26 protein-coding genes are annotated in these 24,385 nt (G+C 69.8%); 11 read left to right on the forward strand and 15 right to left on the reverse strand.

The genetic code is table 11. From position 1 onward, the window contains the following. Window positions 1-250: 250 nt before the first annotated feature. The 3 genes from LF262_RS04105 to LF262_RS04115 are packed head-to-tail and all read left to right on the forward strand — an operon-like array spanning window position 251 to window position 2,839. A complete protein-coding gene (locus tag LF262_RS04105; protein WP_235778967.1) occupies window positions 251-1,270 on the forward strand; it encodes a methionine ABC transporter ATP-binding protein in 1,020 nt (339 codons plus the stop codon). Beyond that, on the forward strand, window positions 1,267-1,935 hold the full coding sequence (locus LF262_RS04110) for a methionine ABC transporter permease (protein WP_235778968.1): 669 nt from the start codon (window positions 1,267-1,269) through the stop codon (window positions 1,933-1,935). Before LF262_RS04105 ends, LF262_RS04110 begins: the two co-directional genes overlap by 4 nt. Before the next feature lie 55 nt (window positions 1,936-1,990). Next, complete coding sequence (locus tag LF262_RS04115) at window positions 1,991-2,839, forward strand: MetQ/NlpA family ABC transporter substrate-binding protein (RefSeq protein ID WP_235778969.1); 849 nt, start codon at window positions 1,991-1,993, stop codon at window positions 2,837-2,839. A gap of 122 nt (window positions 2,840-2,961) precedes the next feature. Here LF262_RS04115 and LF262_RS04120 read toward each other — a convergent pair whose 3' ends face one another. Then, complete coding sequence (locus LF262_RS04120) at window positions 2,962-3,417, reverse strand: Lrp/AsnC family transcriptional regulator (protein WP_235778970.1); 456 nt, start codon at window positions 3,415-3,417, stop codon at window positions 2,962-2,964. Window positions 3,418-3,498: 81 nt separating this feature from the next. Here LF262_RS04120 and LF262_RS04125 point away from each other — a divergent pair, with 81 nt between their 5' ends. Further along, on the forward strand, window positions 3,499-4,176 hold the full coding sequence (locus LF262_RS04125; protein ID WP_235778971.1) for a LysE family translocator: 678 nt from the start codon (window positions 3,499-3,501) through the stop codon (window positions 4,174-4,176). 5 nt (window positions 4,177-4,181) lie between these two features. Here LF262_RS04125 and hemL read toward each other — a convergent pair whose 3' ends face one another. The 9 genes from hemL to hemE all read right to left on the reverse strand — a co-directional run bounded on the left by hemL (window position 4,182) and on the right by hemE (window position 14,248). After that, entirely contained in the window at window positions 4,182-5,495 is a 1,314-nt protein-coding gene (hemL, locus tag LF262_RS04130) for a glutamate-1-semialdehyde 2,1-aminomutase (RefSeq protein ID WP_235778972.1), read from the reverse strand. Window positions 5,496-5,556: 61 nt separating this feature from the next. After that, window positions 5,557-6,630, reverse strand: coding sequence for an LLM class flavin-dependent oxidoreductase (locus tag LF262_RS04135; protein ID WP_235778973.1), 1,074 nt, complete (start codon window positions 6,628-6,630; stop codon window positions 5,557-5,559). Between the two features lie 43 nt (window positions 6,631-6,673). Further along, a complete protein-coding gene (gene hemB, locus LF262_RS04140) occupies window positions 6,674-7,654 on the reverse strand; it encodes a porphobilinogen synthase (RefSeq protein WP_235778974.1) in 981 nt (326 codons plus the stop codon). A 4-nt stretch (window positions 7,655-7,658) separates the two neighbouring features. Continuing rightward, window positions 7,659-8,576 carry a uroporphyrinogen-III synthase gene (locus LF262_RS04145; protein WP_235778975.1) on the reverse strand — a complete coding sequence of 306 codons (918 nt, stop codon included), beginning with the start codon at window positions 8,574-8,576 and terminating at the stop codon, window positions 7,659-7,661. After that, the gene (gene hemC / locus LF262_RS04150) at window positions 8,576-9,574 is read right to left on the reverse strand and encodes a hydroxymethylbilane synthase (protein WP_235778976.1); all 999 of its coding nucleotides are present in this window, start codon (window positions 9,572-9,574) and stop codon (window positions 8,576-8,578) included. The genes LF262_RS04145 and hemC overlap by 1 nt, the downstream gene beginning before the upstream one ends. A 2-nt stretch (window positions 9,575-9,576) precedes the next feature. Beyond that, a complete protein-coding gene (locus LF262_RS04155; protein WP_372462718.1) occupies window positions 9,577-10,878 on the reverse strand; it encodes a ferrochelatase in 1,302 nt (433 codons plus the stop codon). After that, window positions 10,875-11,591 (reverse strand): hydrogen peroxide-dependent heme synthase, encoded by a 717-nt coding sequence (gene hemQ / locus LF262_RS04160; protein WP_235778977.1) that lies wholly within the window; start codon window positions 11,589-11,591, stop codon window positions 10,875-10,877. Before hemQ ends, LF262_RS04155 begins: the two co-directional genes overlap by 4 nt. Window positions 11,592-11,663: 72 nt before the next feature. After that, the gene (hemG, locus tag LF262_RS04165; protein WP_235778978.1) at window positions 11,664-13,187 is read right to left on the reverse strand and encodes a protoporphyrinogen oxidase; all 1,524 of its coding nucleotides are present in this window, start codon (window positions 13,185-13,187) and stop codon (window positions 11,664-11,666) included. Beyond that, window positions 13,187-14,248, reverse strand: coding sequence for a uroporphyrinogen decarboxylase (gene hemE, locus LF262_RS04170; protein ID WP_235778979.1), 1,062 nt, complete (start codon window positions 14,246-14,248; stop codon window positions 13,187-13,189). The genes hemG and hemE overlap by 1 nt, the downstream gene beginning before the upstream one ends. Before the next feature lie 98 nt (window positions 14,249-14,346). On the opposite strand from hemE, the gene LF262_RS04175 reads away from it, so the two are divergent. Further along, a complete protein-coding gene (locus tag LF262_RS04175) occupies window positions 14,347-15,675 on the forward strand; it encodes a glutamyl-tRNA reductase (RefSeq protein ID WP_235778980.1) in 1,329 nt (442 codons plus the stop codon). A 72-nt stretch (window positions 15,676-15,747) separates the two neighbouring features. On the opposite strand, the gene moeB is transcribed toward LF262_RS04175, so the two are convergent. Continuing rightward, window positions 15,748-16,932, reverse strand: coding sequence for a molybdopterin-synthase adenylyltransferase MoeB (gene moeB / locus LF262_RS04180; protein WP_235778981.1), 1,185 nt, complete (start codon window positions 16,930-16,932; stop codon window positions 15,748-15,750). Window positions 16,933-17,085: 153 nt separating this feature from the next. On the opposite strand from moeB, the gene LF262_RS04185 reads away from it, so the two are divergent. From LF262_RS04185 to LF262_RS04195, 3 genes are read left to right on the forward strand one after another with little or no spacing between them, the layout of a single operon-like run. After that, window positions 17,086-17,709, forward strand: coding sequence for a TetR/AcrR family transcriptional regulator (locus LF262_RS04185; protein ID WP_235778982.1), 624 nt, complete (start codon window positions 17,086-17,088; stop codon window positions 17,707-17,709). A gap of 40 nt (window positions 17,710-17,749) precedes the next feature. After that, window positions 17,750-17,974: a DUF3107 domain-containing protein gene (locus LF262_RS04190; protein WP_235778983.1), complete on the forward strand. Its 225-nt coding sequence runs from the start codon at window positions 17,750-17,752 to the stop codon at window positions 17,972-17,974. Between the two features lie 3 nt (window positions 17,975-17,977). Next, the gene (locus tag LF262_RS04195) at window positions 17,978-18,292 is read left to right on the forward strand and encodes a hypothetical protein (RefSeq protein WP_235778984.1); all 315 of its coding nucleotides are present in this window, start codon (window positions 17,978-17,980) and stop codon (window positions 18,290-18,292) included. Between the two features lie 100 nt (window positions 18,293-18,392). On the opposite strand, the gene LF262_RS04200 is transcribed toward LF262_RS04195, so the two are convergent. Genes LF262_RS04200 through thiO form a run of 4 tightly spaced genes read right to left on the reverse strand, consistent with a single transcriptional unit; the run spans window position 18,393 to window position 21,069 of the window. After that, window positions 18,393-18,737 (reverse strand): 4a-hydroxytetrahydrobiopterin dehydratase, encoded by a 345-nt coding sequence (locus LF262_RS04200; protein ID WP_235778985.1) that lies wholly within the window; start codon window positions 18,735-18,737, stop codon window positions 18,393-18,395. Window positions 18,738-18,764: 27 nt separating this feature from the next. Continuing rightward, window positions 18,765-19,577 (reverse strand): thiazole synthase, encoded by an 813-nt coding sequence (locus LF262_RS04205; protein WP_268933490.1) that lies wholly within the window; start codon window positions 19,575-19,577, stop codon window positions 18,765-18,767. Window positions 19,578-19,579: 2 nt separating this feature from the next. Further along, the gene (gene thiS / locus LF262_RS04210) at window positions 19,580-19,843 is read right to left on the reverse strand and encodes a sulfur carrier protein ThiS (protein WP_235778986.1); all 264 of its coding nucleotides are present in this window, start codon (window positions 19,841-19,843) and stop codon (window positions 19,580-19,582) included. After that, window positions 19,843-21,069, reverse strand: a complete 1,227-nt coding sequence (thiO, locus tag LF262_RS04215) for a glycine oxidase ThiO (RefSeq protein WP_235778987.1) — start codon at window positions 21,067-21,069, stop codon at window positions 19,843-19,845. The genes thiS and thiO overlap by 1 nt, the downstream gene beginning before the upstream one ends. 118 nt (window positions 21,070-21,187) lie before the next feature. Here thiO and thiE point away from each other — a divergent pair, with 118 nt between their 5' ends. From thiE to LF262_RS04230, 3 genes are read left to right on the forward strand one after another with little or no spacing between them, the layout of a single operon-like run. Then, window positions 21,188-21,874 (forward strand): thiamine phosphate synthase, encoded by a 687-nt coding sequence (gene thiE, locus LF262_RS04220; protein WP_235778988.1) that lies wholly within the window; start codon window positions 21,188-21,190, stop codon window positions 21,872-21,874. Next, window positions 21,871-22,719, forward strand: a complete 849-nt coding sequence (locus LF262_RS04225; protein ID WP_235778989.1) for a prephenate dehydratase — start codon at window positions 21,871-21,873, stop codon at window positions 22,717-22,719. The genes thiE and LF262_RS04225 overlap by 4 nt, the downstream gene beginning before the upstream one ends. A 26-nt stretch (window positions 22,720-22,745) precedes the next feature. After that, window positions 22,746-24,332, forward strand: a complete 1,587-nt coding sequence (locus LF262_RS04230; protein WP_235778990.1) for an RNB domain-containing ribonuclease — start codon at window positions 22,746-22,748, stop codon at window positions 24,330-24,332. Window positions 24,333-24,385: the final 53 nt, after the last annotated feature.

The raw sequence follows: 24,385 nt of genomic DNA on the forward strand, positions 1-24,385 counted from the left end.
CCCGGCCGGGAACGAGACGGATTTCACAGTAACTGTGACGATGAGGCTGGCGCCTGTCTGCGGACAATCATGCGCCATCCAGCCAATCCATAGCCGATGCTCCGATACGTCGTCGCTTGATCAACAAATATTCTTCGCAATCCAGCCGGCGTGACGGAATATCTCACCGAAAATGAAGCGACATGGAGCCGAAGGCATAATTTAGTTCGTCCCGGTGTCCCCGGGATCATCTCCGCCATCAAAGGGATCCATGATCACTGTCTCTGACCTGCGAAAGGTCTACCGTCAGGGCAAGCGCGAAATCGTCGCCCTCGACGGAGTTAGCCTCTCGGTCCCTCAGGGATCGATCCACGGGATCATCGGACACTCCGGCGCCGGGAAGTCGACTCTTGTCCGCTGCCTCACCATGCTCGACCGCCCGACGTCCGGGTCGGTCAACATCAGCGGGACCGTACTGAGTGCCGTCAAGGATTCCGAAGTCCGGGCCGCGCGACGCAAGACCGGCATGGTCTTCCAGCACGCGAACCTCCTGGATTCGCGCACCTCTTTGGGCAACGTCGCACATCCGCTCGAGCTGACGGGCGCGCCGAAGGAGACGATCTGCGAACGCTCGCGCGAGCTGCTCCGCCTCGTCGGGCTTGAGGGCTTCGAGAATGCCTACCCAGCCCAGCTGTCGGGAGGACAACGCCAACGCGTAGGGATAGCCCGCGCCCTCGCGGCAAATCCCGACGTCCTCCTGTGCGACGAGCCGACGTCGGCACTCGATCCTGCGGCGACGAATGAGGTCCTCGACCTCATCCGCGACCTGACGGATAGGCTGGGGCTCACCGTCATCGTCATCACCCACGAGATGAACGTCGTCAAGCGCATCTGCGATTCGGTCTCCCTTTTGGAGAAGGGGCGCATCGTCGAGGATGGCGCACTTGAGGACGTCGCCGCTCGACTCGACAGCCGGCTCGCCCGGGCCCTCCTGCCTCTGCCTCCGGCCGAAGTCCCGATGGGCGCGGCCGGTGGCGACGTCATCGACCTACTGATGACAGGATCCTCGGCTCAGGAGCCCGTCCTGACTGGCGTGGCACGCCGCTTCAACGTGGACCTCAACGTCCTCGCCGGCAGTGTCGAGACGATCGGTGCGACCCAGTTCGGCCACTTGCGCGTCCAACTCTCGCAGGGCGCTGATACCTCGGCGATTCTCGACTACCTGGCCAGTTTCGGGGCCACTGCCAAGGCCGTCGCCCCCAACGCACCTACCGGAAGGGAGGAACTATGAACTTCTTGGACAATCCCGTCCTCGCCAAGGCCCTCCCGGATGCCATCCTCGAGACACTCCAGATGGTCGGCATCTCAGGGTTCTTCACAGTCCTCGTCGGCCTGCCTCTCGGTGTATTCCTCCATGTTGCGGCGCCCGGCGGCTTGCGCCCGATGCCCGCTGCGTACCGGATCCTGAGCGACATCGTTGTGAACATCACGCGCTCGATCCCGTTCGCCATCCTCATGGTCTCCCTCATACCGCTAGCCCGGTTCCTCGTCGGAACGAGCCTCGGTCCCGTTGCGGCGTCCGTCTCGCTGTCGGTGGGCACCATCCCGTTCTTCGCCCGGCTCGTCGAGACCGCACTCCGGGACGTCCAGCACGGAAAGATCGACGCAGCGCTCGTCATGGGCTCGACAACGATGCAGGTCGTCCGGAAGGTCCTCCTCCCCGAGTCCTTTCCTGCGCTCGTTGCGGCCACGACGACGACCGTCGTAACCCTCGTAGGCTACTCCGCCATGGCCGGCCTAGTCGGCGGCGGCGGTCTGGGCAAGCTCGCATACAACTATGGCTTCCAGCGCTTCGACACGACCGTCATGCTCGTCGTCCTCGTCATCATCGTTGTGCTTGTCCAAGCGATTCAGCTCGTCGGCGACTGGTTCGGCCGCCGCGTCGACCACCGCTGAAGACTTCTTCCATCTGTCGGCGCAATCCGCCGCACCCCGAAAGGAAATGACGCCCATGCGCAAGAAACTGACGCTCCTCGCTGCTGGCATCGCCGCAGCGTTCTCCCTTGCCGCGTGCGGTGCAGGCGGTTCTGCGCCTGCGAGCACGAATGCTGCAAGCCTCGATCCGGCCAAGCCCGCGACCCTCAAGGTCGGCGCTAGTCCTGTCCCTCACGCCAAGATCCTCGAGTTCATCAACGAGAACCTCGCACCGAAGGCCGGGCTCAAGCTCGACATCAAGGAAATCGAGGACTACCAGACCCCGAATACCGCGCTCTCCGACGGCTCGCTCGACGCGAACTTCTACCAGCACCTCCCCTGGTTCGAGGATCAGGTTAAGACCAAGGGCTACAAGTTCGACCACGGTGCGGGCGTCCACATCGAGCCGTACGCTGCGTTCTCCGACAAGGCGAAGAGCATCGCGGACATCAAGGACGGCGCGAAGGTCGCGATCACCAACGACCCGTCCAACCAGGTCCGCGCCCTCAAGGTCCTCCAGAACGCAGGCCTGCTCAAGGACATCAAGGACGATTCGTCCATTTTGTCCCTCGCCGACGCCCAGAACCCGAAGAAGCTGAAGTTCTCCGAGAATCAGCCTGAGCTTCTGGTCAACGACCTGCACGACCCTTCGGTCGACCTCGCGCTCATCAATGGCAACTTCATCCTCAAGGCTGGCCTGAGCACCAAGAGCGCCTTGGCAGTTGAGTCGGTCCAGAACAACCCGTACGCGAATTTCCTGGCGTGGCGCCAGGACGAGAAGGGCGACGCCCGAATCGCCAAGCTCGAGGAGCTCCTGCACTCACCCGAGGTCAAGGCCTTCATCCAGAAGGAGTGGCCGAACGGCGACGTCACGCCAGCGTTCTGATCGGCTGACGTCACCGCATCGGACGGCTAAGGCTGAACGACGTGCGACGGCGGGGTTCCCACTCGCGTGGGGACCCCGCCGTCGTCTGCACCCGCTTCTTTCAACGTCTAGGGCCCGCTTGTCTAGAGCGGCAGCCCGCCTGCCCCCTTGAGGTCGCGCATCACGATGGTCGAGGTCAGCTTCGCTACCCCCGGAAGCGCCGCGAGGTGCTGGTCGTAGAGGCGCTGGTAGCCGGGCAGGTCCTCGGCGACGCAGCGCAGGAGGAAGTCTGGGTCCCCGAACAGACGGTAGCCCTCGATGATCTGCGGCTCCGCGACCACCGCATCCTCGAAGGCGCGGATCGCGTCGGTGGAGGTCTCGCGGAGGGTCACGAACACCATCGCCCCGAACCCGAGGCCCACCTTCGCCGGGTCCACCTCGGCGCGGTAGCCGCGGATCACGCCGGACTGCTCGAGGTCCTTGAGCCTGCGGTGGCACGGTGCGACGGTCAGTCCGACCTCCGAGGCGAGCGCGGTCGCGGTCATGCGCCCGTCCTTCTGCAGGGTGCGCAAAATAATTCTGTCGAGTGAGTCGATCACAGTAACAATCTACCGCAGGGAGGGGAAATCCCGCCGAGAATAGGTGAGCACTTCTCGCGCTGATCTCCGTAGTCTTGCGGCATGGATCTGACCCCGCTGCTCGGCTTCGCCGCGATCTCGCTCACCCTCGCGCTCACGCCGGGTGCGGACTGGGCCTACACGATCGCGGCTGGCCTGCGCCCCGGCTCGCCCGCGCCCTCTGTCGCGGGGCTCTGCGCGGGATACGTGGTCCACACGGCCCTCGTGGCGGCCGGGCTTGGAGTCCTGCTCGCAGCACGGTCGGACCTCGTCGCGTGGCTCTCGGTGGCGGGCGCCCTCTACCTGCTGTGGCTTGGATTCATGACGGCGCGCGGCTGGCGCAGCGCCGGCTTCACCTCCGCGCCCCAGGCGATGCTGCCCTCAGGCGAGCCACTCCACGCAGGCCCGGGCACCCGCGGTCCGGCGCTCGACTTCCTCAAGGGCCTGGGCACGAGCGGGATCAACCCGAAGGCGCTGCTGCTGTTCGCGGCGGTCATCCCCCAGTTCATCCGCCCGGACTCGACCCTGCCGGTCGTGGCGCAGACCGTCACCATGGGGCTCACCCACCTGGCGTTCACCATCGTGGTCTACAGCCTTGTCGCCGTCGCAGCGCGCCGGCTCCTCGCCGCCAAGCCCCAGCGTGCCCAGGTGGTGACGCTCATCAGCGGGATCCTCATGCTCGGGATCGGTGGACTGCTGCTCGCCGAGCAGGGAGCAACGCTGATGAGCGCTGCCGCGTAGGCCCGCTACGCCCCGGGGAGGGCCGCCGCCGCTGCCTTGGCGGCTGCCGGCAGCGCGTTGACGACGCGGCCCATCGCGGCGTCGTCGTGCGCGGCGGAGAGGAACCACGCCTCGAAGACGCTCGGGGGCAGGTAGACCCCGGAGTCGAGCATCGAGTGGAAGAACGGCCCGTAGCGGTAGGCCTCCTGGGCCTGCGCGTCGGCATAGTTGTGCACGCCACGCTCCGAGGTGCCGAACGCGATGGAAAACAGGTTCCCGGCCCTCTGGATCGAGTGGTCCACGCCCTCGGCGGCGAGCGCGGCGGACACCACCTCGGAGAGCTCGGCCGAGCGTGCGTCGATATGCGCGTACACGGCGTCGGTCGCGAGGGAAAGGGTCGCCACGCCGGCGGCCATGGCAACCGGGTTCCCGGACAGCGTGCCCGCCTGGTACACCGGGCCGAGCGGCGCGAGATAGTCCATGATCTCGGCGCGCCCGCCGAGCGCAGCGACGGGCATACCGCCGCCGATCACCTTCCCGAACGTAAACAGGTCCGGCGCCCATCCCTCGGCTTGGCCCGTCAGGCCCCAGTAGCCGGCCGGACCCACGCGGAAGCCGGTGAGGACCTCGTCCATGATCATGAGCGCACCGTGCTCGGCCGTGATGCGCCGCAGGCCCTCGTTGAAGCCCTCCCCCGGCTCCACGACGCCCATGTTCGCGGGCGCGGCCTCGGTGATGACGGCCGCGATGCGGGCGCCGTGCTCCGCGAACGCGGCCTCGACGGCCGCGAGGTCGTTGTACGGGAGCACGAGCGTCTCGGCAGCGGTCGCGGCGGTGACGCCGGCAGAACCGGGCAGGGCGAGGGTCGCGACGCCCGAGCCGGCGGCGGCGAGCAGCCCGTCCACATGCCCGTGGTAGCAGCCGGCGAACTTCACCACGAGGTCGCGGTGCGTGAACCCGCGCGCGAGCCGGATCGCCGTCATGGTCGCCTCGGTCCCGGTGGAGACCATGCGGAGCCGCTCGACCGCCGGCACCCTCCCGATCACGAGGGCGGCCAGCGCGGCCTCGTCGGGCGTGGAGGCCCCGAAGGACAGCCCGCGGTCCACCGCGGCGTGCACGGCCTCCAGGACCTCCGGGACCGCGTGGCCCAGGAGGGCCGGGCCCCAGGAGCACACGAGGTCCACATACTCGCGCCCGTCAGCGTCCGTCACGGTCGGCCCCTTGGCGGAGACCAGGAAGCGGGGCGTTCCGCCTACCGAACCGAAGGCCCGCACGGGAGAGTTCACCCCTCCGGGCATCAGCGAACGGGCGCGGGCAAAGAGGTCCTCGGAGGCGGTCATGCCCCTATTCTTCCATCCGCGCGCACGACGCCGGCCCCGCACCGGCGGCGCCAACGAGAGCCTACGCGAGCATGTCCGCTACGAGCGGCGCGACCTTGGTCCCGTAGAGCTCGATGCTCTTCATCATGGCGCTGTGCGGAAGGGTGCCGTTGGAGTACTTGAGGTCGAAGCGCTCGGTGCCGAGCGCCTTGTGGGTAACCGCAATCTTACGGGCCACGGTCTCCGGCGAGCCAACGTAGAGGGCGCCGGGACGGGAGGCCTGGGCATTGAACTCCGTCCGACTTCCGGGCCCCCAGCCCCGTTCTTCCCCGAGGCGGTTGCGCATGGCGAGCCAGTGCGGGAAGAGTTCCTCGCGGGCCTGCTCGTCGGTCTCGGCGATGTGACCGGGCGAGTGGGTCGCGAGCATGGTGTAGGGCTGGTTGAACTTCTCGAGCGAGCGCTTGTACAGCTCAATGTAGGGCGCGAAGCGGGCGGGCTCGCCGCCGATGATGGCGAAGCTCACGGGGTAGCCGTAATGCGCGGCGCGCACCACGGACTGCGGCGTGCCCCCTACGCCTACCCACACGGGCAGCAGGCCGTCCTCGAGGTGGGGATAAGCGGTGAGCCCATTGATCGGTCCGCGGTGGCGGCCCTCCCAGCGCACGGGCTTCTGCGACCGCACGCGGTCGAACAGCTCGAGCTTCTCCTCGAAAAGGGTCTCGTAGTCCTCGAGGTCGAACCCGAAGAGCGGGAACGACTCGATGAATGAGCCACGGCCCAGAATCACCTCGGCCCGGCCATTGGAGACGGCGTCGAGGGTCGAGAAGCGCTGGAAGACGCGGACGGGATCGTCCGAGGACAGGACGGTCACGGCCGAGCCGAGGCGGACGTTCCGGGTCTTCGACGCGATCGCGGCGAGGACCACCTCGGGGGCCGAGACGGAGAAGTCCTTGCGGTGGTGCTCGCCGACATCGAACGAGTGCAGCCCCACCTGATCGGCGAGGACCGCCTCCTCGACGAGTTCCCGGATCACGTGCGCATGCGGCTTCGGATCACCGTCGGGGCCAACCCCGACATCGCCGAACGTGTTGAGCCCGAGCAGGACTGGAGGCTGCCCGGACGGAACGGGGGCTGACTGCGCGCTTTCTTCATGCATATGCATGCAAACCTCGGCGGCCGGGGGTTCATTCCCGCCCGGCTCACCCCTCCTTGAGCCAGCGGGCGATCTCTGGCGCCCAGTACGTGAGCACCATGTTCGCCCCGGCTCGGCGGATGCCGAGCACGGACTCGAGGATGGACGCCTTGCGGTCAATCCAGCCGTTCGCAGCGGCGGCCTCGATCATCGAGTACTCGCCGGAAATCTGGTACGCGGCCACGGGCACGGGGCTCATGGCGGCAACGTCGGCGAGGATGTCGAGGTAGCTCATGGCAGGCTTGACCATCACCATGTCCGCGCCCTCCTCGAGGTCCAGTTCGACCTCGAGGAGCGCCTCGCGGCGATTCGCGGCGTCCATCTGGTAGGTGCGGCGGTCGCCCTGCAGCTGCGAGTCGACAGCCTCACGGAATGGTCCGTAGAACGCAGAGGCATACTTTGCGGCGTAGGCGAGGATCGAGACGTCCTGGCGGCCGGCGGCGTCGAGCGCCTGCCGAATCACGGCCACTTGGCCGTCCATCATCCCGGAGGGCCCGAGAACGTGCGCGCCGGCTTCGGCCTGCGCCACGGCCATCTGCCCGTAGACCTCGAGCGTCGCATCGTTGTCCACGCGCCCCTCGGAGTCGAGGACGCCGCAGTGGCCGTGGTCGGTGAACTCGTCGAGGCACACATCGCTCATGACCACCAGTGAGTCACCGACCTCTTCGCGCACGGCGCGGATGCCGGCGTTGAGCACGCCGTTCGGGTCGAGCGAGGCGCTTCCCTCCGCGTCGCGCTCCTCGGGGACTCCGAAGAGCATGATTCCGCCCAGGCCGAGCTCGGCGGCCTCAGCGGCGGCTCGGCGAAGCGTAGCGGTGGTGTGCTGCACGACGCCGGGCATCGCCTGGATCGGCGATGGCTCGCTGAGCCCCTCGCGGACGAACGCCGGCAGAATGAGCTCCGCAGGGTGCAGGCGCGTCTCGGCGACCATGCGGCGCAGGGCCGGCGTCTGGCGCAGGCGGCGGGGGCGATGGGTCGGGAAGCTCATGGCGTCAGGTTCTTCTCTCGTGAGTAGCGGGATCAGGGTTCAGGGAACGGGCCACGGCATCCACGATGCCTTCGGGCGTCGGGGTTGCGGCCGTCGCGCCCACGTCAGCGCCGAGGCGGCGCAGCTCGGCCGCGGTCGGCGAACCAATCGCGATGAGCTGGGTCTTCCCGAGCGGGTGGAGCACGGCATGGATGCGGCGCGCCGCGCTGGGAGAAGCGGCCACGACGGCGTCGAGCCTTCCCGCGGCAAGCTCACCGTTCGCCTCGGTCGGGGAAAGCACGACGGCGCGCGCCTCCTCCCCCTCTGGCTCGCCCGAAGCGAGCGGGGCTGTCAGGCGCTTCGCCGGGTCCGCAGGGTAGTCGACCGTGCGGTACGCGGTGACGGTGTCCACCGCCCAGCCGCGCCCGTCGAGACCGTCAGCGAGGGTCGGGGCAGCGAGGTCGCTCTGCGGGATGAGCACCCGGAGGATCCCGGCGCCGTCCGCGCCCGCGGCGGCATCGTCGGCGTAGGCCCACAGGTCAACGAGGCCCTCCGCGGACTGCTTGTCCACGGGAGCCAAGTCGACGCCGAGGCCCTCGGCCTCGAGGACGCGGCGGGAACTGGGTCCGATGGTGCCGATCCGCACGCCGGGCGGTACGAGTGCCTCAAGCGCGACGCCGCGCGCCGCCGCGAGCTCCTTGAGCGCGCGCACGGTAGTGATGCTCGAGATGACCAGCCAGCGGTACTCCCCCGCCGCGAGCCGGTCGATGGCTGCGGCGAGTGCCGCCTGGTCGTCGGCGCGCTCGAAGTCGATGAGCGGCAGCAGGAGCGGCTCGGCGCCCGCCTCAGCGAGCGCGTCCACCATCGCACCGGCGCGGTCCGGGCTGCGGGTGAGCAGCACCCGGCGCCCGGACAGCCGTGCGGCCGTTCCCGCTACGCCCATCAGGCGCCCAAGTCCGCGAAGTCTGCCGCGCCCTGCTCGAGCAGTTCCTCCGCGAGCTCGATGCCCAGCAGCGTCGCGCCGACCTCGGTGAGCCCGTCCGTCGCCTTGGTCAGCCGGAGCGACTTCGTCCCGTCCACAGCGCACACGGTGGCGTCGAGGTGCAGCATGCTGCCCTTCCGCCGTGCGAAGGCACCGACGGGTGCGGCGCACCCGGCCTCCAGACGGGCCAGGAGAGCACGCTCGGCGGTCACGGCGAGGCGGGTGTCGGCGTCGTCGATCGCCGCGAGCGCCTGCGCGAGAACGCCGGCAGGGGCATCCGGGCTGCTCGCACCCCCGGCCCGCGGGGCGCGTTCGGGCGCGTCCTCGAGTCGGCACTCGACCGCGAGGGCCCCCTGGCCGGGAGCGGGCAGCATGACATCGGGCTCGAAGTACTCGGTCACCACACCGGTCCGGCCGAGGCGCGCGAGGCCGGCGGCGGCAAGGACGACGGCGTCGAGGTCACCGGGTGCGTCCGGTGGGCTCCCCGGCAGCCCCGGCACGCGGCCAAGGCGTGTGTCGACGTTGCCCCGGATGTCCAGCACCTCGAGGTCGGGCCGTGCAGCACGGAGCTGCGCGGCGCGGCGGGGCGAGCCGGTGCCCACCTTCGATCCCGCGGGAAGCCCCGCGAGCGTGAGGCCATCCCGGGCACACAGGACATCGCGGGAATCGGCACGGACGGGGATGGCCGCGATGGAGAGGCCCGGCTCGCCGGTTGTCGGGAGGTCTTTGAGGGAATGGATTGCCACGTCGCAGCGGTCAGCGAGAAGCGCCTCGCGGAGGGCCGCCACGAACACCCCCGTGCCTCCGAGAGAGGCGAGCGAACCAGTCTTGACGTCACCCTCTGTCCTGATCCGGACAAGTTCAGTCTCGAAGCCGCCAACGGCAGCGAGCATGTCTGCGGTCTGCTGGGACTGGGTCAGGGCGAGCGCGCTCCCGCGCGTTCCGATGCGGACTGACATGCTCAGCCCTCGGCCCCGCTCGCTCCGAGCGCTTCCGGGTAGGGGTCGTGCTCGGTCCCGAGGCCAACCCCTGCCTCTGAGATCACCGGCTTGGCGCCGCGGAAGTTCGCGCAGCAGCCGGGACGGCACACGTCATACCACGGGCCGAGGTCGGTCACGTGCGGACGTTCGGCAACGGTCCCCTGGACCATCCGCTCGCGCAGGAGGTCCACGAGGCCCGCCACGAACTCGCCGTGCACCCCCGGGGTAGGAACACGCACGGCCTCGATCCCGAGCTCATGGCACGTTTCCATGGCCTCGGTGTCGAGATCCCAGACAACCTCCATGTGGTCGGAGACGAAGCCGAGCGGAACGATCACGATGCCCTTGACGCCATCAGTCCCACTGGCAGCGTCCTCACCCGCGATGGCGTGGATATGGTCGTTGATGTCGGGCTCGAGCCACGGGATGTGCGGCGCGCCGGAGCGGGACTGGTAGACGAGGTCCCAAGCGACCTCGGGGGCATCGCCGCAGACGGCAGCCATGACCGCACGGGCGTTCGCCAGGTGCTGCGCCACGTAGGCCGAGCCTCCCTCGAACTCGCGCGGCTCCGCCTCGGAACGGCCGGCCGCCTCGGCGTCACGGATGGGGATCGAGTGGGTGGAGAAAAGGACGCGGATCTCGGAATCCCGTGAACCGTCCGCGGCGCCCAGCGCCTCCCGGACAGCCTGGAGGCCCGCCGCAGTACCGGCGACGAAGGGCGCCACGAATCCGGGGTGGTCGAAGTACTGCCGGATTTTGTCCACGCGGAGCCGCCCGGCAAGGCCGGTCTCGGTCAGGGCCACGCCGATGTCCTCACGGTACTGGCGGCAGCTCGAGTAGCACGAGTACACGCTTGTGGTGAGCATGAGGACCTTGCGGTGCCCGTCGTCGTACATCTGCTGCAGCGTCTGGGGGATGTAGGGTTCCCAATTGCGGTTGCCCCAGTACACGGGCACGTCGATGCCGCGCGCGGCGAGTTCCGCCCCGAGCGCGGCCTTCAGCGCGCGATTCTGGGCATTGATCGGGCTGATCCCGCCGAACGCGCGGTAGTGATGGCTGACTTCCTCGAGGCGTTCGTCCGGGATGCCCCGGCCGCGCGTGACGTTCCGCAGGAACGGGATCACGTCGTCCTGGCCCTCCGGCCCGCCGAACGAGGCGAGCAGGATCGCATCGTACTCGGTGGGCTCCACCCGCCCCGCCTCGGTGATCGGGTGAGGGGCGAGGCTGACAGCGAGGGGTGCGGCCGCGCCGTCGACCGCGAGGTGCGCGGTGCGGGCAGTCACGCGAGGACCTCGGCGATCTCCTCGGCAGAGATCCGGCGGCCTGTGTAGAAGGGGATCTCCTCGCGGACATGGTTGCGCGCGTCGGTGTACCGCAGGTGGCGCATCATGTCCACGAGGTCCGTCAACTGCGGTGCCTCGAGGGCGAGGATCCACTCCCAGTCGCCGAGCGCGAACGCGGAGACCGTGTTGGAGAGGACCTGTGGGAAGTCGCGTCCGAGCATGCCGTGGTCACGGAGCATCCTGGAGCGCTCATCGGCAGGGAGCAGGTACCAGTCGTACGAGCGGACGAACGGGTACACCGTGAGCCACGTGCTGGGCTCGACGCCGCGGGAGAACGCGGGTGTGTGGCTCTTGGTGAACTCGGCCTCGCGGTGCACGCCCATCGCGGACCACGCGATCTCGGTCTCGGCGAAGAGCGCGCTGCGCCGGATGTCGCGGACGGCCTGCTGGAGCGCCTCGGGCACGGCGCCGTGCAGCCAGACCATGATGTCGGCGTCAGCGCGCATCGCCGACACGTCGTAGGCTCCGCGGAGGGTCACGCCCTTCCCAGCGAGGCCGGCGACGAGCGCCTCGAACTCGGCCACCGCGGCGTCTGCGGGCGCCGCTGCATCGGGCACCCGGCAGAAGACGGTCCAGAGGGTGAAGAACTGCGCCTCCGGCGTCTCCTCGGGGCCAGCAGCTTTAGTGACAGATTCGACAGAAGTGTGGCTCATGGTGACCAGTGTGCTCCTTAGGCGACGGCAAATCGAATTCTGATGTTCTACAGGGTGTCGAAGTGAGTAACTTCACGTGGGGAGGGCGCCCTCGAGCCTTCCGGCAAGCGCGATCGCCTGGGCCCTCGCGTCCGGGACCACGGCGGCGAGCCCGTTGCCGGCAGCCCAGCCACCGACCACGGCGAGGCCCGGCTGAACCCCCACGAGGGACCGAATGGTGGCAACTCTGGCACGATGCCCCACGGTCGCGAAGGGAAGGGCCCCCTGCCACCTCACCACGTCCCACCCGAGGACGTCCTCGGGCGAAAGCGCCACCCCCAGGAGCGAAGATGCGTCCCGCATGGCCGCGGCGAACAGCTCGTTGTCCGTCTCAGGCCCGGAGCGCACGCCTGCAACACCCGGAACGGGATCGCCGGCGCGGCCGTAGGAGAGCCTCACCACGTGGGTCCCCGGGCCGGCCTCCTCAGCGAGCCATGCCCACTTCGCCGTCGCGTGCGTGAGCGCCTTGGCTTCCACTCCACCGACCTGCGGTGCCACGAGGATGCCGGTGCCCCGGGGACGGGCGTCCAGCGCTGGGCAGTCGAGCACCAGCGTGACGAGCTTGACCTCGGGGCCGGGCACCGGCTCGTGGCCTGCCAGCGCTGGAACGGCGTCGGAGAGGAGTTCCACCGCCGCCGGGCCGCCCAGGGCCACGACCACCACGTCGGCGTCGTACGTGTCCTCGGGCCCGAGCAGGGCCACAACGGCTTGGTTCTCGGCGTCCTCCGAATGCATGACGGCGCCCACTCGCCAGAGTGGATCGCCATCCGTTCCCGTGGCCCGGTCGAGCCGCTCCGCGCGGTGCCCTGCGACAAGCCGCACACCCTCCGCCTCAAGCCGCCCGACGAGCGCCGTGATGATCCGATGGAGGCCGCCGCGGATGCCCGCCACTGCCGAGCCCGCCTTGCGGCCCTCCACGGCTCCGCGCTGGGCGGCAACGGCGGCGGCGAGCGAACCCCTCTCAGCCATGAGCCGCCGCAGGCCGGGAGCAACCATGTCGGCGTCGAGCACCGCAGGGTCCGCCGAGTGGACACCGCCCACCACGGGCGCGACGAGCCGCTCGAGAACCCGGCGCCCCATACGGGCCCGCACGAGCTCGGCCACGCTCGCCTCCCCGCGGGGCTTCCTTGCCGGCAGCCAACGGTCCAGCGAAGCGCGCGCGGAACCCCAGAAGCCCAGGGCGGCACGGACCTCGGCGTCCCAGGGATTCGCGGGAATGCCGAGGACTCCAGTCTTGGGCAGCTGCCGGGGGCCTTCAGGCAGAAGGACCCACGCCCCGGACGGGTCAGGCGGAACGATCTCGTCCGCCAGGCCGATCTCGTCGACCAGCGTGCGCACAGCGTCAGTCCTAGTCGCGAAGGACTCGGCGCCGCTGTCGAGCGTGAGTCCCGCAACCTCGTGGTCGCCGATGCACCCTCCCCAACGCTGGCTGGCCTCGAGCACGGTAACATCCAGGCCAGCGCGGCGCAGCTCGAGCGCCGCGACGAGCCCCGAGATTCCTCCGCCCACCACGACGGCCCGAGGCGCGCGCGCCTGGTCGCCGGCGTTTCCCTCCATCAGTACGTGATCGAGTGGACGAGCTCGACGATGCGCGTCAGGACGTCGGGGTCGGTCTCCGGCGGCACGCCGTGGCCGAGGTTGACCACATGCCCCGGGGCCGAGGCGCCAGCGCGCACCACGTCCCGAACGTGCGCCTCGAGCACGTTCCAGGGGGCCGCGAGGAGCGCGGGATCAATGTTGCCCTGGAGCACCACGCGGCCGCCGAGGCGCCGGTTCGCCTCATGGAGCGGGAGCCGGTAGTCCACGCCGACCGCGTCGACACCGACCTCGTACATCGCACCGAGCAGCTCCGAGGTGCCAGTGCCGAAGTGGACGAGCGGTGCCCCGAGGTCGCGCACATGGTCCAGTGCCTGGGATGAGTAGGGCGCCACATGCCGGCGGTAGTCCTCGAGCCCCAGGGAGCCCGCCCACGAGTCGAAGAGCTGCCCGGCGGACGCTCCAGCCTCGATCTGCGCGCGTAGGAAACGGCCGGAGGCGTCAGCTGCCCAGGCCATGAGGGCTGCCCAGGCCCCGGGGTCCCCGTGCATCATCGTGCGGGGGCCGAGGTGGTCGCGGGACGGCTTGCCCTCGACCATGTAGGCGGCGACGGTGAAGGGGGCCCCAGCGAAGCCGATGAGCGGCGTCTGGCCCAGCTCGGCGACGGTGAGCCGCACGGCCTCGCGGATCGGCTCGAGCGCAACATCGGTGAGGCGCGGAAGTGCCGCGACGTCCGCCTCCGAGCGGACCGGGGTGCCGAGGACCGGCCCCACGCCGGGCACGATGTCCACGTCGACGCCGGCCAGCTTGAGGGGGATGACGATGTCGGAGAAGAAGATACCGGCATCCACGTCGTGACGCCGCACGGGCTGCAGCGTGATCTCTGCCGCGAGGTCGGGGCGGAGGCACGAATCGAGCATGCCGATCCCCTCACGCGCCTCGCGGTATTCGGGCAGCGAGCGGCCAGCCTGGCGCATGAACCAAACGGGCTTCCGGCTCGGACGGCCCCCGCGGTATGCCGTGATGAGCGGCGACTGAGCAGTCCGTCCGTCCTTGAGCGGGTGGTCTGGGCTGAGTGTCATGGCCCGATTGTCTCAAAAGGCCCCCGCGGCGTTGGCGACAGCCTGTCACGGCGAGCCGCGTTTTCTACACGGGAGCGAAAAGCTATGATGGCAGGGCTGTGGTTGTTTTCTCCCTCACGGCGACTCACGCCGACATTGACCTTGAGACCGTTGCCCAATTGAGCACCGGCGCTGCCACCGTGGCTGCTGACGCGACCACCTCGCCCGCCCTGAACGGCGCCGTGGTCCTGGCCACCTGCAACCGCTACGAGATCTACGGCGAGGCCCCGGGCCCCGATGACGTCGAGGCGGCCCGCTCCGCACTCATCACCGAGATCAGCGCCCGCAGTGGCCTCCCCCGGGAAACCGTCTCCGGCGCCTTCTCGATAGCCCAGGGCCACGATGTCACCCGCCATCTCTTCGCGGTGAGCTCGGGGCTCGACTCCGCGGTGGTGGGCGAGCGGGAGATCGCCGGCCAAGTCCGCCGTGCCCTCATCTCCGCCCAGGAGCATGGGACCGCGAGCCCGTCCCTCGTGCGGCTCTTCCAGACGGCGTCGAAGACGGCCAAGGACGTGGGGGCACAGACCGCGCTCGGCAGCCGCGGACTCTCGATCGTCTCTGTCGCGCTCGACCTTGCCGAGGACCTCGCCGAGGAGCGCCCATGGTCCGGGAAGAAGGCGGTCCTGTTCGGTACCGGCGCCTACGCGGGCGCCACCATGGCCCTGCTCAAGGAGCGGGGGGTCCAGACGGTCTCGGTGTACTCGTCGTCCGGCCGCGCGCACGAGTTCGCCGCCGCGCGCGGCGCGCTCGCGCTCACGTCCAGCGATCTGCCCCAGGCCATCGCCGAGGCGGACGTCCTCATCGGGTGCAGCGGCTCCGACAACGCGATGGAGGCCGTGGAGCTCGCCGCGATCAGGGAAGGCTCCCCGCAGCAGCTCATCGTGATCGACCTCGCGCTCACTCATGACTTCGATCCGGCCGTCGGCACGCTCGACGGTGTCGAGCTCATCACCCTTGAGTCCGTCCGCCTCGCGGCCCCCGAAGAACAGGCGGAGTCGCTAGCACGCGCGGGCGCCATCGTCTCCTCGGCCGCGGCGGAATTCGAGGCGGAGCGTCAGGCCCGCCAGGCCGATGCCGCGATTGTGGCCCTGCGGCGCCACACCATGGCCGTCCTCGACTCCGAGATCCAGAAGGTCCGCGCCCGCCACGGCTGCACCGCCGCCGCGGAGGAAGTCGAATTCGCCATGCGGCGCATGGTCAAGCAGCTCCTCCATACCCCGACGGTCCGGGCAAGGGAGCTTGCCGCGGAGGGGCGCGAGAGCGAGTACCTCGCCGCGCTCGAGGCGCTCTACGGCATCAGCGTGGCCATCCCGGGCATGGTCTCCGGAGCCGACGAGGATCCGTCCGCCCCGGACAGCTGCCCCGCCGACCGTTCCCGCACCGCCTGAGGTGACGTTGACGCACGACGGCGAGTGGTCGCCGTCGTGCGTCCTCCACCGGCCCGGCACGGGCAGCCCCCGTCAGTAGACGGGCTTCTGCGGCTCCACGTCGTGGACCCAGGCGAGGACGCCGCCGTCGAGGTGCTTGACGTTGGCGAACCCAGCTTCCCTGGCGGCCGCCAGGACGTTCGCGGAGCGCACACCGCCTTTGCAGTGGAAGACCACCTCGCGGTCGCGTGGAACCTCGTCCCACGCTTCTCCGGAGAGAAGGCGCCCCTGCGGAATGAGCCGGGCGCCGGGGATCGAGACGATCGAAGCCTCCCCCGCTTCGCGCACGTCGATGAGCTCGAAGTCGCGCAGGCCGGCCTCGCGGGCGGCAAGCATCGTGGCGAGCTGGCCGGCGGTGACCGTGCGGTCCGCCCCGACCGGGGCCGCGGGCTCCACGCCGCAGAACGCCTCGTAGTCGGTGAGCCCCGTGATCGGTGCGGCGTCGGGATCCTTGGCCACCTTGATCTCTCGCCATGTCGCCGTGAGGGCGTCGTAGAGCTGGATCCGGCCCAGGAGCGTGGTGCCGACGCCGGTGATGAGCTTGACGGCCTCCGTGACCATGGACGCGCCGATGGCCGCGCACAGCATGCCGAACACGCCTCCCTCGCCGCACGAGGGCACGGAGCCGGCGGGCGGCGGCTCGGGGAAGACGTCCCGGTACGTGGGGCCGTGCTTCTCCCAGAAGACGCTCACCTGGCCGTCGAACCTGAAGATGGAGCCCCACACGTACGGCTTGCCGAGGATCGCGGCGGCGTCGTTGACGAGGTAGCGGGTGGCGAAGTTGTCGGTGCCGTCGAGGATGAGGTCGTACCCGGCGAAGACCTCGAGGGCGTTGGAGGAGTCGAGGTGCACCTCGTGCAGGCGAACCTTGACGTGGGGGTTGAGGTCGAGGATCGCGTCCCGTGCGGACTCGGCCTTGGAGCGTCCCACGCTCGAGACGCGGTGGATCACCTGGCGCTGGAGGTTCGACAGTTCGACGGTGTCGTCGTCCACGATCCCGAGGGTGCCAACCCCGGCGGCCGCGAGGTAGAGGAGCGCGGGCGAGCCCAGTCCGCCGGCGCCCATCACGAGGACCTTGGCGTTCTTGAGCCGGCGTTGGCCGACGTCGCCGATCTCAGGGATGATGACGTGGCGCGAGTACCGCTGCACTTCCTCGGGAGTGAGCTCCGCGGCCGGCTCCACGAGCGGCGGAAGGGAGGGAGTGTGAGATGTGCCCATGCCTCCAATCTAGGCCCCCGCAGGGCCCGCACCCAGCCGTGCCCATGCCACGGCAGATCCCTGCGTGCACCGCGGGCACGTGACCGACGGGTAGAGTAGAACTACCGTTTGGGCCACGGTCCACCGGCCCGGACCACCCGAAAGGCACCTTCAGTGAGCACCGAACCGCGAGCCGCCGCCCACCGCTCCCCCCGTCTTCCGCGCGATGAGCGGCGGGCGCAGCTCCTCGCCGCGGCCCTCGAGGTCTTCGCAGCCAATGGCTTCCACGGTGCAGCGATGGACGAGATCGCCGAGACGGCACAAGTGAGCAAGCCGGTCCTCTACCAGCATTTTCCGTCGAAGCGGGACCTCTACATCGCGCTCCTCGACAGCCACCTCGCGGCGCTGACCGACCTCATGAGGTCCGCCCTCGCATCGACAACGGACAACCGCGAGCGCGTGAACGCCGTCATCCGCGCCTATTTTGACTTCATCGCCGCCGACCACCAGGCGCACCGGCTCGTCTTCCAGTCGGACCTCGTCAACGATCCCGAGGTCGCCTCGCGCCTTGAGACGTTCAACCGGGGCTTCTCCGAGGCGATCGCCGAGGTCATTGCCTCGGACACCCGGCTCCCGCTCGTCGAGGCGCAGCTCCTCGGCCGGGGCCTCGCGGGCATGGCGCAGGTGAGCGCACGGTACTGGCTCGAGAAGTCGACGTCGCTCGAGATCGATGTGGCCGCGGACCTTGTGGCACGGCTCGCGTGGAAGGGAATCTCGCGCTTCCCCAAAGAGGCCTAAGGTACTACTGAACGTCATCGAATCAAGGAGTGCTCTTCACGTGGAAATCAAGATCGGCATCCAGAACATCGCCCGTGAGCTCGTCTTCGAGTCCGAGAAGGACGCGGACGAGGTCGCCAAGCAGGTCGCCGAGGCCATCTCGGGCGGCAAGGAGCTCCGGCTCGAGGATGAGAAGGGCCGCCAGGTGATCGTGCCCGCCGGGGTGATCGGCTATGTGGAGATCGGCGCGCAGGAGCAGCGCCGCGTGGGCTTCGGCGCCCTCTGACTCGTGGAGACCGTCTGGTCCCTCGTCATCGTCATCCTGGTGGCGGCGGCGGCCGGTTTCATCGCCTGGGCAGCCGACCGTCACCATGACGTGTACGGGATCATGCTGCCGGTCGGCGCCGCTGTGGCGGTGGGATGCGTGGTCTGGATCATCCTCGTGTTGGCGGGGGCCGGTTACCTCACGGGCATGACATGGATGCCGTGGATACTGCCCATGGCGCTCGGCGTGGCTGCCGCGGCCGCTGTGCCGACGCTCGTCGGCCGCGTTCGCATCAAGCACGACCTTGCTGCACTCACCGAGATCCTCAAGCGCGGCTAGCTGCTGCACACCTCAGGCGCGGACGACGGCGCCACTCGCCGTGCGCCGTCGTCCGCGCCTCGCGCTGGTCCCGGTCCCCCGGCGATGGAAGGCTGCCGGCCTATGCAGCAGGGCCGTTCGGGAGCTTGTCGGGCTGGGCCACGGCATCGAGGGCTGAGGCCCTGAGGGCACACCGGTGGGCCGCCTCGACGTCTGCCGCCGTCACCACAGTCCCTGCGTCGTGGCTGCTGAAGCGAAGGACAACGCGGTTGTAGCGCCAGTCGAGATCGGGGTGGTGGTTGAGCTCCTCCGCCACCTCCCCGACCGCGGCGATGAACTCGAGAGCCTTCGCCGCACTGTGCAGCTTGTACACCGTTGCCAATGCGCCGCCGACATGTCGCCAATCCGGCAACCGACCCAGTTCCTGCTGGATCTGCTCGTCGCTCAGGGGCTCATGAGTCGCCATGGACGTCAGAGTAGGCCCCAACCCGCCTCAGAGGAACTGTGCGCGGCCCTCCATGGGGCTCGAGGCCAGAGCGTGTTCGCGCCTGGGGATCCGTCCGGCAAGCGAGGCGAGGCGGCCAGCGGCTACGGCGTAGCGGAAAGCCCGCGCCATGCGCACCGGGTCCTGGGCACGCGTCACGGCTGTGGCGAGCAGGACTGCGTCGCACCCCAACTCCATGGCAAGCGCCGCGTCGGAGGCCGTGCCAATGCCGGCGTCGAGCACCACGGGCACGCCAGCGCGGGCCACGATCAGCTCAATGTTGTGCGGGTTGAGGATCCCGAGACCGCTGCCGATCGGCGCTCCGAGTGGCATGACAGCCGCCGCGCCCAGCTGCTCGAGGCGCCGGGCGAGCACGGGGTCGTCGTTGGTGTACGCGAAGACCTTGAAGCCTCGGTTGACGAGCTGCTCGGTGGCGTCCGCGAGCTCAATCGCGTCGGGCAGGAGCGTTGTCTCGTCGGCGATGACCTCGAGCTTGACCCAGTCGGTCTCGAGTGCCTCGCGGGCCAGCTCCGCCGTGAGGACCGCATCCCGGGCAGTGAAGCAGCCTGCGGTGTTCGGCAGGACACGGATGCCCTTGTCGACCAGCAGCTGGAACAGGGAGCCCTGCTCGGCCGGCGAGTAGCGGCGCATCGCCACGGTCGTGAGCTCGGTGCCAGAGGCCTCGAGTGCATCGCCGAGGCCATCGAGGCTCGGTGCCCCGCCCGTGCCCATGATGAGCCTCGAGCCGAGGGCCACGCCGTCGACGACGAACGGGTCCTCACCGAGGGCCGTGCCCTCCACGGCGGTCTGTGCCTGCGTCATGGTCAGCCTCCCTGCATTGCTGTGACGAGTTCGACGGCGTCGCCCGCCGCCAGAGCTGTGGATGCCCAGCTTCTGCGGGGCACCACCTCAGAGTTGACCGCGACCGCGACTCCGAGCCTTCCGCCGTCGGCCGGCTTGCCGTCGGCCCCGATCGTGCGCCCGGTGGTCCCGGCCACGAGCGCGAGGACGGTCGCAGGGTCCGGAAGGTCCCGGCCCTCGCCGTTGACCGTGATCCGGCCGCTCGTCGTCTGGGTAGAGCCCTGCATCAGTTGCCTCCTGTCGCGGCCGCCGCAGCGGCCGGCTTCCCCGCCGCGCGCGGGGCGAATCGGTCTGGACGGAACGCGTCCCAGCGGGGGTCGGAGCGGCCCTCGAGGAGCCCGCGGCACACCTGGGCGGCCGCGGGCGTGAGCAGTACGCCGTGGCGGAAGAAGCCGGTGGCGACGACGAGCCCCGGAACGTGCCCCGCGCCGTCGTGCGCCGAGCCTGTGGGTGCGGCGACGCGGCCCAGCAAGGGCGCGTTGTCCGGTGTCCCCGGCCGCGCCCGGGCCGTGGTCTCGTAGAGCTCGAGCTCCGCCACCGCCGGCACGAGCCTCTGGGCGTCGCGGAGGAGCTCGTAGACCCCTCCGGCGGAGACGGCATCGGAGCCGTCCTCGCGCTGCGTCGCGCCGATCACCACCGTGCCATCCGCGCGGGGAACGATGTAGACCGGCTTGCCGCGCACGAGCCCCCGGAGCGTCGCCGTGACGAGCGGGCGGAGCCGCTCGGGCACGCGAAGGCGCAGGATGTCCCCATAGACGGGACGCAGGGGAAGCGGTACAGGGAGCCCGCCCACATCACGGGCGCCGAGCCCGTTGGCGAGGATCGTCTCCGCGGCGCGCACCTGGCGGCCGTCCTCGAGCACGACGCCAGCCACTCGCCCGGCGCCGTGAGGCTCTGCGCCGTCGGGCCCGTCCCAGAGGAGCGACGCCGCGCGCGCCCGCACGATCGATCCCTCACCGAGACGGCCTGCAAGGCGCGCAAGGAGTGCCCGCACGAGCCTGCGCGGGTCGATCTGGTGGTCCGCGTCGATCTGGAACGCCCCGGAGATGCCCGGCGCCAGGAGCGGCTCGGCGGAGCGCGCCTCGCGGACGGTCAGTGACCGGACGGCGAGTCCATGCTCCTCCTGCACCGCTTTGAGATCTGCGAACGCCTGGCGGTCGGCGGCGTCGCCGGCGAGGCACAGGGTGGGTGTCCTGAGATAACCGCAGTCCGGCCCGACCGCCGCTGCGAACTCCGGCCACGCCGCGGCGGAGTGAAGCATGAGCCCGAGGAGTTCCTCTTCCTGGTAGTGGTACTCGCTCACGGCGGCAAGCATGCCGGCCGCCGCGTAGCTCGCGCCGGACCCGGGCGCGGGGTCCACTACCACCACTCGCCGCCCCGTGCGGGCAGCCTCCCAGGCGATGCCCAGTCCGATGACTCCGGCTCCGACCACCATCACATCGGTGCTGTCCATGGGTTCCTTCCCTCCGCCGGCATGACCCGGATCAGGTGAGGCGGTCGGCTCTGGCCCTCTCAGCCCGGGCACAGTCACACTGGCGGGCTCCCGCAGTACTGCGGTCTAGTCTAGTTCCATGCTCGTGACCGATGCCCAGCTGTACGTGTGCACCGACGCCCGCAAGGGCCGCGGCGACTTCGAGGATTTCCTCGACGCGGCGTTCTCCGGCGGTGTGGACATCATCCAGTTGCGCGACAAGACGATCGAGGCCGCCGAGGAGCTCGAGCTGCTTGACGTGCTGCGCGCCGTCGCCGAACGGCACGGCAGGCTGTGGGCCGTCAACGACCGCGCGGACATCGCTCTGCTCGCCGGCGCCCCGGTGTTCCACGTCGGCCAGAAGGACCTGTCACTGGCCGCGGTCCGCCGCGTCGTGGACGATTCGGTGATCGTCGGCCTGTCCACGAACTCGCCCGACCTCGTCGACGCCGCGATTGCCCACGCAGGAGCCGCGACGGCCCGGCTGGACTACTTCTGCACGGGCCCGCTCTGGGCCACCCCGACCAAGCCGGGACGCTCCGCGGTCGGGCTCGGCATCGTCGAGCACGCGGCACGTCGCACCCGGGAGGCGCTCGATTCCGGCCGCGCCCCGCTGCCGTGGTTCGCCATTGGCGGGATCGACCACTCGAACGTCGCCGAGGCCGTCCAGGCGGGGGCGAGCCGCGTCGTCGTCGTGCGCGCCGTCACCGAGGCCAGCGACCCGGCCGACGCCGCCGCCCGCCTCCGCGCGGAGCTGCCCGGCCTGCCCGCGCTCCCCCGCGCATGACGACGGTCGCGTACCAGGGAGAGCCCGGCGCCAATTCGCACATGGCCGCCCTCGAGGCGTTCCCGGACGCCCTGACCCTCGCGTGCGCCACGTTCGAGGACGCGTTCAGCGCCGTGACCTCGGGCCAGGCTGATCTGGCGATGATCCCGATCGACAACACGGTGGCGGGGCGGGTCGCGGACATCCACCTCCTGCTCCCCGACACGAGCCTGCAGATCATCGGAGAGCACTTCCTCCGGATCAGGTTCAGCCTCATGGGAATCCCGGGCGCCACGATCGAGGGCGCGCGTGAGGTCCACAGCCACGTCCACGCCTTGGCCCAGTGCCGCGGCTTCATCCGGCAGCACGGCCTCGCACCGGTCGTGGCCGGGGACACCGCCGGATCGGCCCGCGAGGTCGCCGAGTGGGGGGACCCCTCCAAGCTGTCGATCGCCCCACCGCTGGCCGCGGAACGCTACGGCCTGACGGTTCTCGCGAGCGACATCGAGGACCAGAAGCACAACACCACCCGCTTCGTCATCCTGTCCCGGCCGCGCGAGTACCCCCAGGCCGGCGGCGACACGTACGTGACGAGCTTCGTCTTCCGCGTCCGGAATATCCCCGCTGCCCTGTACAAGGCACTCGGCGGGTTCGCGACGAATGGGGTGAACATGACCCGGCTCGAGAGCTACATGGTGGATGGGAAGTTCGCCGCCACGATGTTCATGGTCGACGTTGAGGGACACCCCGACGAGCCGCCACTGGCCCGTGCGCTCGAGGAACTCGCGTTCTTCTCGACCGAGCTGAGGATCCTAGGCGTCTTCCCCGCGCATCCGAACCGGTTCGGGCTCCGCTCGGCCCAGTAGAGCCCGCCGGGTCTAGGCTGGCCCCCATGGGCCATTCTCGACTCACCCCGAAGGGCGCGAGCCCACAGGCAGGCCCGCAGGCTGAGGCCAGCGGTGCGGCCCTCGCCGAGGCGTTTGCCGCCCTGCGCGAGGAGTTCGAGCTCGCCTCCGACTACCCCGCGCCGGCCGTCGCAGACGCCGAGGCGGCCATCGCCGCGCTGACGCTGCCCGACCAGGACGCGACCGGCGTCGAGTTCGTCACGATCGATCCGCCGACCTCGACGGATCTGGACCAGGCCCTCCACATCGAGCGCGATGGCGAGGGGTACCGGGTGCGCTACGCCATCGCCGATGTCCCGGCGTTCGTACGACCCCAGGGCGCGCTCGACGCCGAGACGCGGCGACGCGGCCAGACCATCTATGCGGCGGACTCCAAGGTGCCCCTGCATCCGCGCGACATCACCGACGACGCCGGGAGCCTTCTCGCTGACTCGGTCCGCGGCGCCTTCGTGTGGGACTTCCGCCTCCACACCTCGGGCGAGGTGACGCGCGTCGGGCTTTTCCGTGCGCGCGTGCGGAGCCGGGCGAAGTTGAACTATGCGCAGGTGCAGGAGCAGATCGACTCCGGCACGGCGGTCGAGCCTCTCATGCTGCTGAAGGAGGTGGGGCTCAAGCGGATCGAGCTCGAGCGTCGCCGCGGCGGAGCGAGCCTGAACCTCCCGGAGCAGGAGATCGTGCCGACGGACGAGGGCGGCTACAGGATCGAGATCGCGCCCCAGCGCCCCGTTGAGGACTGGAATGCGCAGATCTCCCTCATGACCGGCATGGCGGCGGCTGACCTCATGGTGAAGGCCGGCATCGGCATCCTGCGAACGATGCCCGCGCCCGACGAGAAGTCCCTGCGGCACTTCCGCCGCCAGACCCTGGCACTCGGAAAGCCTTGGGACGATTCGCTTCCGTACGGCGAGTACCTCCGCTCACTCGACGCAGCGGAGCCGCGCCAGCTCGCCATCCTCCACGCCGCCGCCGCGCTCTTCCGCGGGGCCGCCTACACGCCGTTCGACGGCGAAGTCCCCGCCAACCCTGCCCAAGCCGCCATTGCGGCTCCCTATGCGCACACCACCGCGCCCCTCCGACGGCTTGTGGACCGCTTCGTGCTGGTCCTGTGCGAGGCGCTCGCGAACGGCGCCGTGGTTCCTGCGTGGGTTCGTGCCGCGCTGCCTGATCTGCCGGCCCTCATGGCCTCCTCGGACCAACTCGCCGGCAAGGTCGAGCGAGCCACCTTGGACATCGTCGAGGCGGCCCTCCTCGTCAACTCAGTGGGGCAGGAGTTCGATGCCGTGGTCGTCTCGGGGTCTAAGCCCGCAGGAGGGAACGTGTCGGGCATCCAGGGCAATGGCAGGCCGGACCAGCCGCTGGACCGTATTGCGAGCTCGCAGAACGGTGTCTCCGTCGGTGCCGAAGGTTCGACTGCGCCGAATGGCCAGCAGCTGCGCCCGTTCGGGACGGTCCAGCTCTCGGAGCCGCCGGTCACGGCGCGCTGCGAGGGCGAGATGGAGTCCGGCGCGCGGGTCAGGGTCCGACTGGTCACGGCGGACGTGCCGGCCCGAAAGGTCCTGTTCGAGCTCGCCTGACTCGCCGAGATCATCACACTGGGTGCCCTCGGCGGGGTCGGGGGTGTGTGTCG

It is taken from the genome of Sinomonas notoginsengisoli (assembly GCF_021554725.1).
In the GTDB taxonomy this organism is placed as follows: Bacteria; Actinomycetota; Actinomycetes; order Actinomycetales; family Micrococcaceae; genus Sinomonas; species Sinomonas notoginsengisoli.

Bases quoted from the DNA above. Each gene is read 5' to 3' on its own strand.
- LF262_RS04105 (WP_235778967.1), top strand. From the start codon at position 251: ATGATCACTGTCTCTGACCTGCGAAAGGTCTACCGTCAGGGCAAGCGC.
- LF262_RS04110 (WP_235778968.1), top strand. From the start codon at position 1,267: ATGAACTTCTTGGACAATCCCGTCCTCGCCAAGGCCCTCCCGGATGCC.
- LF262_RS04115 (WP_235778969.1), top strand. From the start codon at position 1,991: ATGCGCAAGAAACTGACGCTCCTCGCTGCTGGCATCGCCGCAGCGTTC.
- LF262_RS04125 (WP_235778971.1), top strand. From the start codon at position 3,499: ATGGATCTGACCCCGCTGCTCGGCTTCGCCGCGATCTCGCTCACCCTC.
- hemL (WP_235778972.1), bottom strand. From the start codon at position 5,495: ATGACCGCCTCCGAGGACCTCTTTGCCCGCGCCCGTTCGCTGATGCCC.
- LF262_RS04135 (WP_235778973.1), bottom strand. From the start codon at position 6,630: ATGCATGAAGAAAGCGCGCAGTCAGCCCCCGTTCCGTCCGGGCAGCCT.
- hemB (WP_235778974.1), bottom strand. From the start codon at position 7,654: ATGAGCTTCCCGACCCATCGCCCCCGCCGCCTGCGCCAGACGCCGGCC.
- LF262_RS04145 (WP_235778975.1), bottom strand. From the start codon at position 8,576: ATGGGCGTAGCGGGAACGGCCGCACGGCTGTCCGGGCGCCGGGTGCTG.
- hemC (WP_235778976.1), bottom strand. From the start codon at position 9,574: ATGTCAGTCCGCATCGGAACGCGCGGGAGCGCGCTCGCCCTGACCCAG.
- hemQ (WP_235778977.1), bottom strand. From the start codon at position 11,591: ATGAGCCACACTTCTGTCGAATCTGTCACTAAAGCTGCTGGCCCCGAG.
- hemG (WP_235778978.1), bottom strand. From the start codon at position 13,187: ATGGAGGGAAACGCCGGCGACCAGGCGCGCGCGCCTCGGGCCGTCGTG.
- hemE (WP_235778979.1), bottom strand. From the start codon at position 14,248: ATGACACTCAGCCCAGACCACCCGCTCAAGGACGGACGGACTGCTCAG.
- moeB (WP_235778981.1), bottom strand. From the start codon at position 16,932: ATGGGCACATCTCACACTCCCTCCCTTCCGCCGCTCGTGGAGCCGGCC.
- LF262_RS04200 (WP_235778985.1), bottom strand. From the start codon at position 18,737: ATGGCGACTCATGAGCCCCTGAGCGACGAGCAGATCCAGCAGGAACTG.
- LF262_RS04205 (WP_268933490.1), bottom strand. From the start codon at position 19,577: ATGACGCAGGCACAGACCGCCGTGGAGGGCACGGCCCTCGGTGAGGAC.
- thiS (WP_235778986.1), bottom strand. From the start codon at position 19,843: ATGCAGGGCTCTACCCAGACGACGAGCGGCCGGATCACGGTCAACGGC.
- thiO (WP_235778987.1), bottom strand. From the start codon at position 21,069: ATGGACAGCACCGATGTGATGGTGGTCGGAGCCGGAGTCATCGGACTG.
- thiE (WP_235778988.1), top strand. From the start codon at position 21,188: ATGCTCGTGACCGATGCCCAGCTGTACGTGTGCACCGACGCCCGCAAG.
- LF262_RS04225 (WP_235778989.1), top strand. From the start codon at position 21,871: ATGACGACGGTCGCGTACCAGGGAGAGCCCGGCGCCAATTCGCACATG.
- LF262_RS04230 (WP_235778990.1), top strand. From the start codon at position 22,746: ATGGGCCATTCTCGACTCACCCCGAAGGGCGCGAGCCCACAGGCAGGC.